We start from the raw sequence: 14842 nt of genomic DNA, 5'->3' as shown, positions 1-14842 counted from the left end.
ACCAGGATATGATATACTAGTTATAAACTAAATTACTATAAAACACAGCTCTTACTATCCTTGAGTGAGCCTCATGTTATCGTGATGGATAATGCTAGCTTTCATCCCAAGAAAATACTGGATGAGCTCCCTATCAATGATGGACATTCTTACCACCTTATTCTCCTGAATTAAATCCTATTGAGAAAAGTTGGGCTGTTCTAAAAAGAGGCGTGACGGAATTGCTTCGAAACATGGACTCTGTTTATGATGTAATGGCATACTATTTAAAAACTAAATAACTATATCTAGAATTTTGATGTTTGGGTCTTTGATATCGAGTAGTTTTGTGATAAAATTTTCGCTTTTTTATTTTTAGGCTCAGGAATGAACAGTCACTCCCCTGACTGTTCATTTATTTTCCATATGATTCTTTCTAATGAGTTGTTTAATCGCTTTTCATTATAGATTATATGGTACTTTTTTCTACACAAAAATAGGCTCCATAATATCCATAGGGGATTTACCCACTACAAATATTATAGAGCCGCTTTTTCTGTCTAGCTTAATTTTACAAATTGGGGATTATAACTTCTCAGTCTTAAGACTGAAATTTTTTAAAAAAATCGCTTGATTTGCTTGACTTTGATTTTTAAAGTGCTATACTATTAATCAGAAACATCGCTGATTTCCATCAAACCTGTTGTGATGAAAGTTAACGATGTCGTAACCATGTTATTCGCTGAGCTTGACTCCGAGTAATGTGGCTATTTTTTTGCAGTGAAAGAGAGAAACATGACGAATCATATTGTACTATTTGAACCTCAAATTCCACAAAATACGGGGAATATTGCGCGTACTTGTGCTGCGACTAACTCTCCTTTGCATATCATCAAACCGATGGGATTTCCGATTGATGACCGCAAGATGAAACGGGCTGGTCTAGATTATTGGGATAAGTTAGAAATTCATTTTTATGATAGTTTAGATGAGTTTATGGATCGAATGACAGGGCAACTTTATCTTATTTCTAAATTTGCTAAAAAAGTATATTCTGATGGAGATTTTAAAGGAGATGTAGATCAGTATTTTCTATTTGGTCGTGAAGATAAGGGGCTTCCTGAAGAGTTTATGCGTCAACATCCCGAAAAGGCGCTTCGGATTCCGATGAATGATGAGCATGTGCGAAGTCTTAATGTCTCTAATACGGTCTGTATGATAGTGTATGAAGCACTTCGTCAGCAAGGGTTTACTGGCCTTGAATTGCACCACACCTATGAAAAGGATAAACTAAAATGATTGATAAGGAGTGACGAAAAGGATGGGAAGAATCTGACGATGATGATGGATTCTTAACATTCGTATGATGTCTTTCTTTAGCAAAACGTTTTGATAACGGAGCTAGCAAAAAACATCTTACCTTTGATACTATGTACCACTCGTTGGATGAGCTAGTGAGTGATTGCTTAGACCGCTATTTTGAGGGAATGGATTCTTATCTAGAGTGATTATTTTGTTATTCACTCTAGATAAGTTGATGATAGCCGATAAGGTGAATGTAGACTTTAGTTTCGGTGATGAAATCAAAGGCTTGCAAACTGCAAGCTTTTTTGCTATCCTAGAGTAGTCTTCAGGGCTGGGTGAGATTCCCGACCGGCGGTAATTTTCTTTCTTCTTTTATTTAAGAAACTTCAGATTGTTTCTTTTGACTTGCCGAATGTTGGTTTTGCTGATGGTACATGGTCTAAGGTGGTTTCAAAGTAGAAGATGTATGGTTACAATGCTTTATAAAGAAATAAGTCCGCGAGCGTAAGCTGATGTGGTGAGATTCCACAACCGACAGTATAGTCTGGATGGGAGAAGACGAAAGATATGTTTTTCAAATTGTGGAAGAAGGTAATCTTTGATACAGAAGAGAACCATATAATAAGAAAAACAATACATACAAATGGCAAAGCAGCTAATTTAGTTTTGCAATGCTCTCTTTGTCTCTAATAGTAAGACTGAGTTGATATAACAAAGAGGACTCTCTATCTTTTTAGTATAAGTTAAATTTAGGCTTTTAGTGCTAGACTATTTGTAACCTATCTTTCTGGCTTCTTTCGATTTTATAGAAAATTGGAGGAACCTGTTATGACAAACACACGTCGTTTATCGACCATTGCACTACTTTCAGCAATTTCATTTTTGCTAATGCTCTTTGATTTTCCTTTATTACCGATGGCATCTTTTTTGAAGATTGATTTCAGTATTCTGCCTATGCTAATTGGCTTGGTGGTTTTGGATACTAAGGGGGCAATGAGCATTCTCTTGCTTCGCTCGGTATTAAAGATTGTTTTAAATAATCAAGGAGTAAATACCTATATCGGACTTCCTATGAATATGGTGGCTTTGGGTATTTTTGTTTTAGTATTTGGCATCATTTGGAAGAAAAAACAGACTAATCAACGTTTATTAATAGCTGGTTTGTTGGGAAGTATAGGATTAACGGTTGCCATGCTAGCACTCAACTATGTTTATGCGATACCACTATATGCAAGGTTTGCGAATTTTGATATAGCAAGTATATTAGGAGTGGCCAATTATATGTTGGCGGTGGTACTACCATTTAATTTGATAGAAGGGGCGATTTTTACGATTGCATTCTGGTTGGTGTATCTCCTACTTCAGCCAGTTTTAAAAAGATATGAACAATAAGCATTATTTACGAGGAGGCTTAGCTCTCCTTTTGTTTTTAACTCTCGCTACTTGGCTTCTTTTAAACCCTATCGGTTTAACATCGTTTGATAGTAGCATTCAAAATCTGATTCGAGGAGATTTACCAGAACTCGTAACAGTTTTCTTTAGTCGCATTACGATTCTTTTTAATACGAGTATTGTGGTTACTTGGGTTTTGGTTTTATGTTTCTTTTTGATATTTAAAAATCGGAAACGGTCGGCAATTTTTTTAGCAACGAATTTGGCTACTTCAGGTATTTTGATCCTTATTTTAAAATTTATCTTTAGACGTCCAAGACCAGCAATTATTCATTTGATTGAAGAACACGGATTTTCTTTTCCAAGTGGGCATTCCTTGGCAGCGACCTTAGTTTGTGGAAGCTTGATAATTTTGATTGGCTTTGCAGTAAAAGATAGAATGTTCAAGAATTTGCTTTGTATTCTATTTGCTTCTTTGATTGCTATTATTCTGCTTTCACGTGTATATTTAGGTGTGCATTATCCGAGTGATGTAGTAGCTGGATTTTTGATCGGTTTTACAATTTTAAATCTGGGATTTCCGACTGCTAGTAAGTGGTTGCAAAAGGATTATGAATGATTTTGAAAGACAAGTGTTGAAGTTGGTAGCAGGTATTCCACTTGGGCAAGTTGCAACATACGGCCAATTAGCAAAAATTTTAGGCTATCCAAATTATGCGCGTCAAGTAGGTAGGATTTTGTCTCAATCAAGTTCACATGGTTCTTTCCCTTGTCATCGTGTAGTCAATAGTAGTGGGCGTTTAGCGCCCCATTGGGAGGAACAAAAAGAACTACTTTGGGCTGAAGGAGTGGAAGTGAAGGCTAATGGATGTGTGGATTTGAAACGATATCGGTGGAAATCAAGTGAGGGGAACTTTTGAGTTCAACTCACTTTTTTGTTATAATGAGGGTTATGAAATCTTACAATACGCTAAATGATTATTATCGAAAATTATTTGGAGAAAAGACTTTTAAGGTTCCGATTGATGCGAGCTTTGATTGTCCTAATCGGGATGGCACAGTAGCCCACGGTGGCTGTACCTTCTGCACAGTCTCAGGGTCAGGGGATGCCATTGTGGCGCCGGATGCGCCCATCCGTGAACAGTTTTACCATGAGATTGACTTTATGCACCGCAAGTGGCCAGATGTCAAGAAATACCTGGTCTATTTTCAAAATTTCACCAACACCCATGAGAAAGTGGAAATTATCCGAGAGCGCTATGAGCAAGCTATCAATGAACCAGGAGTTGTGGGGATCAATATCGGAACACGGCCAGACTGCCTACCGGATGAAATCCTCGCCTATCTGGCTGAACTATCTGATCGCATGCATGTGACCTTAGAACTGGGTTTACAAACGACCTATGAAGCTACTTCAGAGTTGATCAACCGGGCCCACTCTTATGAGCTCTATGTAGAAACGGTCAAGCGCGTGCGAGAATTGGCTCCCAAGGTGGAGATCGTCAGTCACCTCATCAATGGACTGCCTGGAGAAACCCATGAGATGATGCTGGAGAATGTCCGTCGGTGCGTGACGGATAATGATATCAATGGGATCAAGCTTCACCTCCTTCATCTCATGACCAATACACGCATGCAGCGAGATTACCACGAGGGACGTTTGCAGCTCATGAGTCAAGAGGATTATGTCCAGGTCATCTGCGATCAACTGGAAATCATCCCCAAGCATGTGGTCATTCATCGCATCACAGGTGATGCCCCTCGAGACATGTTGATAGGTCCCATGTGGAGCCTCAATAAATGGGAAGTTTTGAATGCCATTGAAGCGGAAATGCGCCGCCGGGGAAGTGTGCAGGGGTGTAAGGCAGCTCCTCAACCAGTTTGTTCGAGCAAGAATGAAGAGAAATTTCAATGATTTATCTCGTGCTTGTATTGTGTTCGAATCTCCTGGTTTTCCTCGTGTCCACTATTTTATGGCACTTGTATAGCTGGGGTCTTCCCTCAGTAGGAAGAAGTCCTTCTTTGGGGCTTCCCTCTCTTGATGGAGCTGTTTTCCGATCAAATGTTAATGAAGTCGATTTTACAAGCACAAAAGAAAGAAGGCTCTGATATGATCAAACGTCCGATTCACCTGTCCCATGAATTTTTGGCAGACATTTTAGATAACCAAAGTGTGGCAGTAGACGCCACCATGGGGAATGGCCATGACACAGCTTTTCTAGCAGGTCTTGCTCAGAAAGTTTATGCCTTTGACGTCCAGGAACAAGCTTTGCAAAAAACGCAAGAACGATTGAACCAGCAAGGATTGACTAATGTTGAGCTGATTTTGGATGGTCATGAGCACCTAGACCAGTATGTCAAAGAGCCCATTCGAGCGGCCATTTTTAATCTAGGCTATCTGCCCAGTGCGGATAAGTCCATTATTACTCAGCCCCTTACGACCCTAGAAGCCATCCAACAAATTTTGGAGCGTTTGGAAGTCGGAGGGCGCCTGTCCATCATGATTTATTATGGTCATGAGGGTGGAGATATGGAAAAGGATGCTGTTTTGGACTTTGTGAAGCACTTGGACCAAAAGCTCTATACAGTCATGCTCTACCAACCCCTGAATCAAATCAATACACCACCTTTTTTGATTATGGTGGAAAAACTAAAGGAATACCAACATGGATAAACAATATTTAAAAGAAAAGCTGGATCACTTACGTCAGCAATATGTTGAAAGTACTCATACAGATGCACAAACTCAACTAGATGAAAAGCATATGAGTAAGAAAATGCTTAAAATTAAGAAAAAATTAGTCAGTCTACAAATGGAGCGCTGTCAACGGAAGATTGAACATAAGGATTTGACAAAAATCGATCAGAAAATTTTAGAGCAGAAACAACTTTTTGAAAGCTGTACCAATAAATAGAGTAAGGAGGCAGATATGGAATTTCTCCTTTATGCAATTATTTTATCCCTGGCTCTTATCATGTCAAATGTGACCAATAAGTTACAACCGAAACTTCCATTACCCTTAATGCAAATTCTCATCGGGGTGTCCATTGGTTTCTTCATTCCAACGGGTGAGTTTCATTTGGATACAGAGTTATTTTTAGCTTTGGTTATTGGTCCCCTTCTTTTTAGGGAAGCTGAGGAAGCAGATGTCACAGCAATTTTAAAAAACTGGAAGATCATTCTATACTTAATTTTTCCAGTTATTTTTGTTTCAGCTTTTAGTTTAGGGTTATTAGTACAGTTCTTTTGGGTAACCCTACCTTTAGCGGCATGTTTACTCGTAGGAGCGGCACTTGGTGCGACTGACCTTGTCGCCTTTGCCTCTTTGTCGGAACGGTTTAGCTTCCCAAAGAGGGTCTCCAATATTTTGCAAGGGGAAGGACTATTAAATGATGCGTCAGGTCTGGTTACGTTTCAAGTCACTCTAGCAGCTTGGACGACAGGAGCTTTCTCAGTTAGTCAAGCTGGAATATCCTTGCTTTTTTCCATATTTGGAGGAATGCTGATAGGAACTATGACAGGGGCAATCACTCGTTGGCTTCAGAGATTCCTTCTCAGTGTTCGAGCCATTGATATTGCTAGTGAGATTGTCTTGGAGTTGAGTTTACCACTTGTTACTTTTTTTCTGGCAGAGGAAATTCATGTCTCAGGAATTATTGCTGTAGTTGTAGCTGGCTTTTTTAAAGCAAGTAAGTTTAAGCGAATTACACTTTTAGAAGCTCAAGTGGACACTGTCACTCATAAGGTATGGGATACTGTTAACTTTGTCTTAAATGGGTCTGTCTTTGTCTTGCTCGGTATCGAGTTGGAGATGATTGCTGAGCCAATTTTACGAAGCCCTCTATATGATAATTTGCTTCTTTTAGTGAGTATTATAGTTTTGACGGCTCTGTTATTCTGTATTCGCTATTTGATGATTTTTACTTTTTATGCTTATCGAACTCGGAAGCTAAAGAAAAAGTAAAAAATATGTTAATGAAGTTCTTCTTTTGACTTTTTCTGGTGTAAAAGGAACAGTATCGATTGCAACTATACTCTTGATTCCGACTAGGTTAGAAGAAGAGTATCCCATCCTTCTTTTTCTAGTTGCAGGAGTGACTTTACTGAGCTTTTTAACAGGTTTAGTGGTCCTTCCGAAATTATCTGAAAAGAAAGAGGAGGATTCTAGAGATCATTTGATGCATATCGCTATATTGAATGATGTGGTGACTCAGTTAGAGAAGGATTTGAAGCACAGTAAGCAGAAGGCACCATTGTATGCAGCTATTGATAATTATCATGGTCGTATTGAAAACAGGATTTTAAGTCTTGAAAATAAGGAGATACAAAGAGATTGGGAAAGTTTGAAATTACTGATAATCAGTATTGAGAATGATGGACTTGAGCAAGCCTTTGAGGAAGGGGCTATTCGGGAACGAGGATACCAAGTTTACCAACACTACCTTCAAAATTTACAAGAACGGGTTAATCGCAATCTATCCTCTCGGTTTACCTATTTTATCATCGTGTCCTTTCGTATGATGCGTCTCCTTCTTCATGAAATGTTGACCTTGGGTTCAGGTTTTCGGACATGGAGAAAGGGAGAAACTAGACGGTTAGAAGCAATTGATTATGATCAAATTGCAGCACTTTATCTAAGTAATACAGAATTAATTATTGAGAGTTTGGAAGAATTAAAAGGCGTTTACAGCAGTTCCTTAATTTCTTTTATTCAGGAATCGCGGCTAAGAGAGACTGCTATCATCACGAGTGGTGCTTTTGTAGAACGGGTTATCAATCGAGTAAAGCCAAACAATATTGATGAGATGCTTCGTGGTTATTATCTAGAGCGTAAACTCATTTTTGAGTATGAAGAAAAGCATCTCATCTCCTCCAAATACGCTAAACGAATGCGTCAAAATGTTAATGAGTTAGAGAGTTACTCTCTAAGGGAGACGGCAAATACACTACCTTATGACATGATTTATTTTGCTCGAAACCGATAATCACACTACTATTGGTTAAAAGCAGAAAGACTCTCACGATGGTTGAAGGAAGCAGGTTTTATCCCTGCTTTTTTTATCCCTTATTTTATTTTCCATTATTAAAATTTTAGGAGGATGGACTTGGGGATGAGATTTTCCTACATTTGGAAAATGTGGATTCTTGTGATATAATTGAGGGAGTAACAATTTTGGAGTAGAATGTGGCGATTGAAAACTATATGCCTGACTTTGCAGTTGAGGCAGTTTATAATGTAACAGTAGAGGGGCTTCGAAAACAGGGAGTAAAAGCTGTTTTAGTTGATTTAGATAACACACTCATAGCTTGGAATAACCCTGATGGGACACCGGAGATGCGTCAATGGCTTTCTGATTTATCCAATGCAGGTATTTGTGTAGTGGTAGTGTCTAACAATAACCGTAAGAGGGTCAAAAGAGCAGTTGAGAAATTTGATATTGATTATGTTTATTGGGCTTTAAAACCATTTACCTTAGGGATTAGACGTGCTTTAAAACGGTATCAAATTTCAAAAGATGAGGTTGTGATGGTAGGAGATCAACTAATGACAGATATTCGCGCAGCCCATCGAGCCGGTATTCGCTCAATTTTAGTAAAACCGTTAGTTAAACATGATTCTATTAAGACACAAATCAATCGCGCTAGAGAACGTCGAGTTCTACAAAAAATAACTGAAAAATATGGTCCAATAGATTACAAAAAAGGAATTTAATACATGGAAGAATTACTTTGTATAGGCTGTGGAGCAGCCATTCAGACAAAGGAGAAGGGGAAACTTGGTTATACACCTCAGTCTGCCTTGGAAAAGGGACTTGAGACTGGTGAGTTATATTGTCAACGCTGTTTTCGTTTACGCCACTATAATGAAATAACGGATGTCCATATCTCAGATGATGAGTTTTTGAAACTCCTTCACGAAGTAGGAGATAGTGATGCTCTTGTCGTTAATGTTGTGGATATCTTTGATTTTAATGGATCTGTGATTCCAGGTTTATCTCGATTTGTATCAGGAAATGATGTGCTTCTTATTGGAAATAAACGAGATATTCTCCCTAAATCGGTAAAAAGTAGTAAGGTAACTCACTGGCTGATGGAGCGAGCTCACGAAGAAGGGATGAGGCCAGTTGATGTTGTATTAACGTCAGCGAAAGATCGTCAATCTATTAAATATGTCATTGATAAAATTGAGGAATATCGTAAGGGACGTGATGTTTATGTGGTTGGAGTGACGAATGTTGGTAAATCTACCTTGATTAATGCAATCATTCATGAGATTACAGGAGACAAGGATATTATCACAACTTCTCGTTTCCCAGGAACGACTCTTGATAAGATTGAGATTCCATTAGAGGATGGTTCTCATATTTATGATACTCCTGGTATTATCCACCGACATCAGATGGCTCACTATCTTTCTGCTAAAAATCTCAAATATGTTAGTCCTAAAAAAGAAATTAAACCGAAAACATACCAACTAAATCAAGAACAAACCTTGTTTTTAGGAGGACTGGGACGCTTTGACTTTGTTTCAGGAGAAAAGCAGGGATTTACAGCTTTTTTTGATAACGAGCTGAAACTCCATCGCACTAAACTTGAGGGAGCAACGGCTTTTTATGAAAAGCATGTAGGTACTCTCTTAACTCCTCCAAATGCTATGGAAAAATCAAGTTTTCCACAGTTGGTTAAACACGAGTTTACTATAACAGAAAAAACAGACTTAGTATTTTCTGGTTTAGGTTGGATTCGTGTCTCTGGTGTCGCTCGTGTTGTAGCTTGGGCTCCAGAAGGAGTTGCTGTCTCTGTTCGTAAGGCAATTATTTAATAGAGGAAAAAATCATGTTAACATCAAAACAACGAGCTTACCTAAGCAGTCAAGCTCATTCTTTAAGACCGATTGTTCAAATTGGAAAAAATGGACTAAATGACCAAATTAAGACAAGTGTGCGTCAAGCATTGGATGCACGGGAGTTGATTAAAGTAACACTTTTACAAAACACAGATGAAAATATCCATGAAGTGGCTGAAATTTTAGAAGAGGAAATTGGTGTTCATACCGTTCAAAAAATCGGTCGTATTCTCATCCTTTTTAAACCATCAAGTAAAAAGGAAAATCGTAAGATTTCAAAAAAAGTGAAAGAAATCTAATTATTAAGTTGAAATTTACGAATTAAAAAATCTATATTCAGTTACCAAAGAAAGAGGGATAGCCTATGGCAATCGAGCTACTTACTCCCTTTACCAAAGTGGAGTTAGAGCCACAAGAAAAGAAAAAACGTAAGCAAGTTGGTATCCTCGGTGGAAACTTTAACCCCGTTCATAATGCTCATCTAGTTGTTGCAGATCAAGTTCGCCAACAACTGGGGCTTGATAAAGTGTTGTTGCTGCCTGAGTATGAGCCTCCTCATGTGGACTATAAGGGAACAATTGATGAATCTCATCGCCTTAAAATGTTAGAATTGGCAATCGAGGGAATTCAAGGATTGGAGATTGAGACAATCGAGTTGGATCGAAAAGGAACTTCCTATACTTACGATACGATGCTTCTTCTCAATGAACGTGATCCAGATACGGATTATTATTTTATTATAGGTGCAGATATGGTAGACTACTTGCCTAAGTGGTATCGTATTGATGAATTGGTTGAAATTGTACAGTTTGTAGGGGTACAGCGACCAAGATATAAAGCAGGTACTTCTTATCCTGTTATATGGGTAGACGTTCCTCTCATGGATATTTCCTCAAGTATGATTCGAGAATTTATTGCACAAAAACGTAAGCCCAATTTCCTCTTGCCTCAATCCGTATTGGACTATATTGAAGAGGAGGAGCTCTACCGATGACTTACCAAAACTATATCAACTGTGATCGGGATCAACTATTGGAGAAAATGGCTGAATTGCTACCAGAAAAGCGATTAAACCACTGTTTGGGTGTGGAAAAGGCAGCCATAGAACTGGCAGAACGGTTCGGTGTGGATAAGGATCAGGCTGGGTTAGCCGGACTCTTACATGACTATGCCAAAAAATTATCGGATCAAGAGTTTTTAGAACTGATTGATTGCTATGAGCTGGATCCTGATCTTAAAAATTGGGGCAATAATATCTGGCATGGCGTAGTTGGGATCTACAAGATCCGGGAAGATTTGGACTTGCAAGACTCGGAAATTTTACGAGCGATCGAAGTGCATACAGTGGGGGCTAGCCGGATGACAGACTTGGAAAAGGTCATCTATGTAGCAGACTATATCGAGCACAACCGGGCCTTTCCTGGCGTAGAGCTGGCGCGTGAATTGGCTCAAACATCTCTCAATCAAGCTGTGGCCTACGAAACGGCTCGAACGGTAGAACATCTAGCTCACCAAGGCTTGCCTATTTATCCACAGACCATCGAGACTTATAATGCCTATGTGCAGTATCTGAAAGAGGATTAAATGAAAGAACAAGAATTACTAGAGTTGGTCGTGAAAGCGGCTGATGAAAAACGGGCAGAAGATATTGTCGCCCTTGACGTACAAGGTTTGACAAGTGTAACAGATTATTTTGTCATCGCAAGCTCGATGAATACACGTCAATTGGATGCCATAGCAGAAAACATCCGTGAAAAGGTCGCTCAAGCTGGTCTGAAAGGCAGCCAAGCTGAAGGAGATGCAGCTGGAGGCTGGGTTTTGCTGGACTTGGGTGGGGTTGTCGTCCATATCTTTTCAGAAGAAATGCGTGCCCACTATAACCTTGAAAAGCTATGGCACGAAGCAAGTGCTGTCGATCTTTCAGCAGCCCTAGCATAAGCATGTAAACTCAGTTGGTAGCAACTGAGTTTTGTTGGTTAAATTGAAAATTCTACGGAAAGAAAGGATAGGGCCTTGTGTTTGGTTAGGTTTCTAACTGAACACGAGCTAAAAGCTGTGAGAAAAAGATAAACTTCCTTTGTATCTGATGATACGGCAGAAAGTTTCCTATTTTCTCTATGCTTTTAAGGCTCTTTGTATCTTAGAAAGGATTTGAACCCGTCCTGTAATCTTCGGAAAATAGATAGCCTTCCTTGGAGCTCGGCTCCATTGTCAAGCTCCTAATTTTCATTCCGATTACGGGCGGACTTGGTATCATGATTATGGCAACTTATGAAACCTTCGCGGCGGTCTACGATGCGGTCATGGATGACAGTCTGTATGATTTGTGGACAGATTTTTCTCTCCGGCATCTCCCTAAAAGCAAGGAACGGAAAAAATTACTGGAATTGGCTTGTGGGACAGGGATTCAGTCTGTTCGCTTTTCCCAAGCTGGTTTTGATGTGACAGGATTAGACCTGAGTGCTGACATGCTGAAGATTGCTGAGAAGAGAGCTGCTTCAGCCAAGCAGAAGATTGATTTTATCGAGGGGAATATGTTGGATCTCTCACAAGCAGGCACTTATGATTTCGTTACTTGCTACTCGGATTCTATCTGCTATATGCAGGATGAAGTGGAGGTAGGAGACGTCTTTAAGGAAGTGTATAATGCTCTCAAGGAAGACGGTGTTTTTATCTTTGATGTGCATTCGACCTACCAGACGGATGAGGTTTTCCCAGGTTATTCTTACCATGAAAATGCCGAAAACTTTGCCATGCTCTGGGATACCTATGAGGATGCAGCACCACATTCTATCGTGCATGAACTGACCTTCTTTGTGAAAGAAGAAGATGGGTCCTTTAGTCGCCATGATGAAGTCCATGAAGAGCGCACCTATGAAGTTTTAACCTATGACATCTTATTGGAGCAGGCTGGCTTTAAATCCTTCAAATTGTATGCGGACTTTGAAGACGAGGAACCAACCGCAACCTCAAACCGTTGGTTTTTTGTCGCGCAGAAGTAGGAGCTGGATATGGTTCGATCAAAATATTCTTGGGAAGAAGTTTCGCAGTTTAATCGTATCCGTCAAAATGGAACGCTTTGGGAAAAAGATGGGCACTACTTTTATGTGCAGGAAGAGGGAACTGTCTGTACGGAGTTAGTTGTTTATGACTTGTCCCAAGAGCTTTATGAGATGTTGGTGAATGAAACACGCACAGATACGGAGAACCAACATCTGCTGATGTATGGAACATGGCCAATGACGGTTGCTGGATGCCATAGACCAACTATGTTGATAGCTTATCCTGAGTTACAAAAAAATTATAACAACAAACAACTGGCAGAAATCCTTCCAGTAGGAGAAAAACAATGGCTTAACTGGAGAGGAAAATTGCCTGAGCGGTATCGTAGATTTCGACATTAGAAAGGGAGATTGCCATGACAGTTACAGGTATTATCGCAGAGTTTAACCCTTTTCATAATGGGCACAAATACCTGCTGGATCAGGCTAAAGGTCTTAAAATCGTTGCCATGTCGGGGAATTTTATGCAACGCGGCGAACCTGCAATCGTGGACAAGTGGACACGGGCCCAGATGGCGCTGGAAAATGGAGCGGATCTGGTAGTGGAATTGCCTTTTTTGGTTTCTGTTCAGGCTGCGGATTTCTTTGGACAAGGAGCGGTGGAAATCTTGTCTCGGTTAGGTATTGATACCCTGGCCTTTGGAACAGAGGAAGTGATCGATTACCAGGAAATAGCGTACTTATACACAAAACGTGGTTCTGAAATGAAGAATTTTGTGGAAAATCTGCCTGATTCTCTCTCTTATCCCCAAAAAACTCAAGTCATGTGGAAGGAATTTGCAGGACTTGATTTTTCAGGCTCTACGCCTAACCACGTCTTGGCTTTGGCCTATGCCAAGGCAGTAGCGGGAAAAAACATCAAGCTCCAGCCTATCCAGCGACAAGGTGCAGGTTATCATTCTGTGGATAGGGATGTGGACTTTGCTTCGGCGACGGCCCTTCGTCAACATCAGGCTAACTATGAGTTTTTGGAACGATTTATGCCAGCTGTTAGACTTTTTGAGCAGGCGCCTAAAGTAAGGTGGGAAGATTTTTTCTCTCTGCTAGGTTATCAAATTCTCTCCAATCCTGACTTGACTAGCATTTATCAGGTCAATCAAGAAATGGCAGTGCGCATTAAGGAAGCGATCAAGTCAGCCCAGTCTGTAGAGGAATTGGTTTCTCTTGTAGCGACCAAACGCTATACCAAAGCGCGTGTACGACGTCTCTTGACCTATATCTTGGTGCAGGCCAGAGAAAGTTCCTTACCTGAAGGTATCCATGTCCTTGGTTTTACGGAAAAAGGACGCAAGCATCTGAAGAAGATAAGAGGACAGGTGAATCTTGTTAGTCGAATTGGACGAGAGTCTTGGGACGAGCAGACTCAAAGAGTAGATCAAATATATCGGTTGGGGAATCCACAGCTACTGGAGCAAAATTTTGGGAGAAGACCAATCAGCAAATAAAAATTAGAAAAGCTCTTCCAGAAATGTGGAAATATGTTATAATAAGAAAGATTAAAATGTGAATAAAGGAGATTCCTAATGGGACGTAAGTGGGCCAATATTGTAGCCAAGAAAACGGCTAAAGATGGAGCAAACTCGAAAGTATATGCAAAATTTGGTGTTGAAATCTATGTAGCAGCCAAAAAAGGGGATCCAGATCCAGAATCAAACTCAGCCCTTAAATTCGTCATTGACCGTGCTAAACAAGCACAAGTACCAAAACACGTCATTGATAAGGCTTTGGACAAGGCCAAAGGGAATACAGACGAAACCTTTACAGAAGGACGTTACGAAGGATTTGGACCAAATGGTTCTATGCTGATTGTGGATACTTTGACTTCTAACGTTAATCGTACTGCAGCCAACGTCCGTGCAGCTTTTGGAAAGAACGGTGGAAATATGGGAGCTTCAGGTTCTGTTTCTTACCTCTTTGACAACAAGGGTGTGATCGTCTTTGCGGGAGAGGATGCAGATGCAGTCTTTGAGCAATTGCTAGAGGCAGATGTTGATGTCGATGATGTCGAAGCAGAAGAAGGCACGATCACGGTTTATACTGCTCCAACTGACCTTCACAAGGCTCTTGTAGCCCTTCGCGAATCTGGTATCGAAGAATTCCAAGTTACTGAATTGGAAATGCTTCCTCAGTCTGAAGTAGAATTGACTGGCGATGATCTTGAAACCTTTGAAAAACTTTACAGCGTTCTTGAAGACGATGAAGACGTACAAAAGATCTATACTAATGTAGATGGCTTTTAATCAGACAAATAAAATC

The 14842-nt window shown here is 40.0% G+C and carries 17 protein-coding genes and 2 pseudogenes; all 19 read left to right on the top strand.

Features of this window, described 5'->3' with window-relative positions:
- Window positions 1-155 precede the first annotated feature (155 nt).
- Window positions 156-281: pseudogene (locus STRDD10_RS11895) on the top strand (IS630 family transposase); the annotation flags it as partial.
- Window positions 282-774: 493 nt separating this feature from the next.
- The gene (locus STRDD10_RS06310) at window positions 775-1278 is read left to right on the top strand and encodes a tRNA (cytidine(34)-2'-O)-methyltransferase (RefSeq protein ID WP_067194022.1); all 504 of its coding nucleotides are present in this window, start codon (window positions 775-777) and stop codon (window positions 1276-1278) included.
- An 834-nt stretch (window positions 1279-2112) separates the two neighbouring features.
- A complete protein-coding gene (locus tag STRDD10_RS06305) occupies window positions 2113-2676 on the top strand; it encodes an ECF transporter S component (RefSeq protein WP_067194020.1) in 564 nt (187 codons plus the stop codon).
- A complete protein-coding gene (locus tag STRDD10_RS06300) occupies window positions 2666-3295 on the top strand; it encodes a phosphatase PAP2 family protein (protein WP_067194018.1) in 630 nt (209 codons plus the stop codon). The genes STRDD10_RS06305 and STRDD10_RS06300 overlap by 11 nt, the downstream gene beginning before the upstream one ends.
- A complete protein-coding gene (locus tag STRDD10_RS06295; protein WP_067194017.1) occupies window positions 3288-3596 on the top strand; it encodes an MGMT family protein in 309 nt (102 codons plus the stop codon). Before STRDD10_RS06300 ends, STRDD10_RS06295 begins: the two co-directional genes overlap by 8 nt.
- 23 nt (window positions 3597-3619) lie before the next feature.
- Entirely contained in the window at window positions 3620-4591 is a 972-nt protein-coding gene (locus STRDD10_RS06290; RefSeq protein WP_067194087.1) for a tRNA modification radical SAM protein MnmL/YtqA, read from the top strand.
- Between the two features lie 195 nt (window positions 4592-4786).
- A complete protein-coding gene (locus STRDD10_RS06285) occupies window positions 4787-5350 on the top strand; it encodes a tRNA 5-(aminomethyl)-2-thiouridylate-methyltransferase MnmM (RefSeq protein ID WP_067194085.1) in 564 nt (187 codons plus the stop codon).
- Window positions 5343-5591, top strand: coding sequence for a hypothetical protein (locus tag STRDD10_RS06280; RefSeq protein WP_067194015.1), 249 nt, complete (start codon window positions 5343-5345; stop codon window positions 5589-5591). The genes STRDD10_RS06285 and STRDD10_RS06280 overlap by 8 nt, the downstream gene beginning before the upstream one ends.
- A 15-nt stretch (window positions 5592-5606) precedes the next feature.
- Window positions 5607-7662: pseudogene (locus STRDD10_RS06275) on the top strand (cation:proton antiporter).
- A 200-nt stretch (window positions 7663-7862) separates the two neighbouring features.
- Complete coding sequence (locus STRDD10_RS06270) at window positions 7863-8390, top strand: YqeG family HAD IIIA-type phosphatase (RefSeq protein ID WP_067194013.1); 528 nt, start codon at window positions 7863-7865, stop codon at window positions 8388-8390.
- 3 nt (window positions 8391-8393) lie between these two features.
- Window positions 8394-9500, top strand: a complete 1107-nt coding sequence (gene yqeH, locus STRDD10_RS06265) for a ribosome biogenesis GTPase YqeH (protein ID WP_067194012.1) — start codon at window positions 8394-8396, stop codon at window positions 9498-9500.
- A gap of 11 nt (window positions 9501-9511) precedes the next feature.
- A complete protein-coding gene (gene yhbY / locus STRDD10_RS06260; RefSeq protein WP_067194010.1) occupies window positions 9512-9823 on the top strand; it encodes a ribosome assembly RNA-binding protein YhbY in 312 nt (103 codons plus the stop codon).
- Window positions 9824-9888: 65 nt separating this feature from the next.
- Complete coding sequence (locus tag STRDD10_RS06255) at window positions 9889-10518, top strand: nicotinate-nucleotide adenylyltransferase (protein WP_067194008.1); 630 nt, start codon at window positions 9889-9891, stop codon at window positions 10516-10518.
- Window positions 10515-11108 carry a bis(5'-nucleosyl)-tetraphosphatase (symmetrical) YqeK gene (gene yqeK, locus STRDD10_RS06250; protein ID WP_067194007.1) on the top strand — a complete coding sequence of 198 codons (594 nt, stop codon included), beginning with the start codon at window positions 10515-10517 and terminating at the stop codon, window positions 11106-11108. Before STRDD10_RS06255 ends, yqeK begins: the two co-directional genes overlap by 4 nt.
- A complete protein-coding gene (gene rsfS, locus STRDD10_RS06245; protein ID WP_067194005.1) occupies window positions 11109-11462 on the top strand; it encodes a ribosome silencing factor in 354 nt (117 codons plus the stop codon).
- 323 nt (window positions 11463-11785) lie between these two features.
- Window positions 11786-12526 (top strand): class I SAM-dependent DNA methyltransferase, encoded by a 741-nt coding sequence (locus tag STRDD10_RS06240; protein WP_331709910.1) that lies wholly within the window; start codon window positions 11786-11788, stop codon window positions 12524-12526.
- A 9-nt stretch (window positions 12527-12535) separates the two neighbouring features.
- On the top strand, window positions 12536-12928 hold the full coding sequence (locus STRDD10_RS06235; RefSeq protein WP_067194001.1) for a hypothetical protein: 393 nt from the start codon (window positions 12536-12538) through the stop codon (window positions 12926-12928).
- Between the two features lie 14 nt (window positions 12929-12942).
- Complete coding sequence (locus STRDD10_RS06230; protein WP_067193999.1) at window positions 12943-14031, top strand: nucleotidyltransferase; 1089 nt, start codon at window positions 12943-12945, stop codon at window positions 14029-14031.
- A gap of 78 nt (window positions 14032-14109) precedes the next feature.
- Entirely contained in the window at window positions 14110-14826 is a 717-nt protein-coding gene (locus tag STRDD10_RS06225; protein ID WP_067193998.1) for a YebC/PmpR family DNA-binding transcriptional regulator, read from the top strand.
- Window positions 14827-14842: the final 16 nt, after the last annotated feature.

The organism is Streptococcus sp. DD10 (assembly GCF_001578805.1).
Taxonomy (GTDB): domain Bacteria; phylum Bacillota; class Bacilli; order Lactobacillales; family Streptococcaceae; genus Streptococcus.
Note: the sequence above shows the minus strand (reverse complement) of the source record. Positions and strands in the feature narration are given on the sequence as shown.

What these genes read in the sequence shown, in the direction of transcription:
- STRDD10_RS06310 (WP_067194022.1), top strand. Translation starts at nt 775, where the DNA reads ATGACGAATCATATTGTACTATTTGAACCTCAAATTCCACAAAATACG.
- STRDD10_RS06305 (WP_067194020.1), top strand. Translation starts at nt 2,113, where the DNA reads ATGACAAACACACGTCGTTTATCGACCATTGCACTACTTTCAGCAATT.
- STRDD10_RS06300 (WP_067194018.1), top strand. Translation starts at nt 2,666, where the DNA reads ATGAACAATAAGCATTATTTACGAGGAGGCTTAGCTCTCCTTTTGTTT.
- STRDD10_RS06295 (WP_067194017.1), top strand. Translation starts at nt 3,288, where the DNA reads ATGAATGATTTTGAAAGACAAGTGTTGAAGTTGGTAGCAGGTATTCCA.
- STRDD10_RS06290 (WP_067194087.1), top strand. Translation starts at nt 3,620, where the DNA reads ATGAGGGTTATGAAATCTTACAATACGCTAAATGATTATTATCGAAAA.
- STRDD10_RS06285 (WP_067194085.1), top strand. Translation starts at nt 4,787, where the DNA reads ATGATCAAACGTCCGATTCACCTGTCCCATGAATTTTTGGCAGACATT.
- STRDD10_RS06280 (WP_067194015.1), top strand. Translation starts at nt 5,343, where the DNA reads ATGGATAAACAATATTTAAAAGAAAAGCTGGATCACTTACGTCAGCAA.
- yqeH (WP_067194012.1), top strand. Translation starts at nt 8,394, where the DNA reads ATGGAAGAATTACTTTGTATAGGCTGTGGAGCAGCCATTCAGACAAAG.
- STRDD10_RS06255 (WP_067194008.1), top strand. Translation starts at nt 9,889, where the DNA reads ATGGCAATCGAGCTACTTACTCCCTTTACCAAAGTGGAGTTAGAGCCA.
- yqeK (WP_067194007.1), top strand. Translation starts at nt 10,515, where the DNA reads ATGACTTACCAAAACTATATCAACTGTGATCGGGATCAACTATTGGAG.
- rsfS (WP_067194005.1), top strand. Translation starts at nt 11,109, where the DNA reads ATGAAAGAACAAGAATTACTAGAGTTGGTCGTGAAAGCGGCTGATGAA.
- STRDD10_RS06240 (WP_331709910.1), top strand. Translation starts at nt 11,786, where the DNA reads ATGGCAACTTATGAAACCTTCGCGGCGGTCTACGATGCGGTCATGGAT.
- STRDD10_RS06235 (WP_067194001.1), top strand. Translation starts at nt 12,536, where the DNA reads ATGGTTCGATCAAAATATTCTTGGGAAGAAGTTTCGCAGTTTAATCGT.
- STRDD10_RS06230 (WP_067193999.1), top strand. Translation starts at nt 12,943, where the DNA reads ATGACAGTTACAGGTATTATCGCAGAGTTTAACCCTTTTCATAATGGG.
- STRDD10_RS06225 (WP_067193998.1), top strand. Translation starts at nt 14,110, where the DNA reads ATGGGACGTAAGTGGGCCAATATTGTAGCCAAGAAAACGGCTAAAGAT.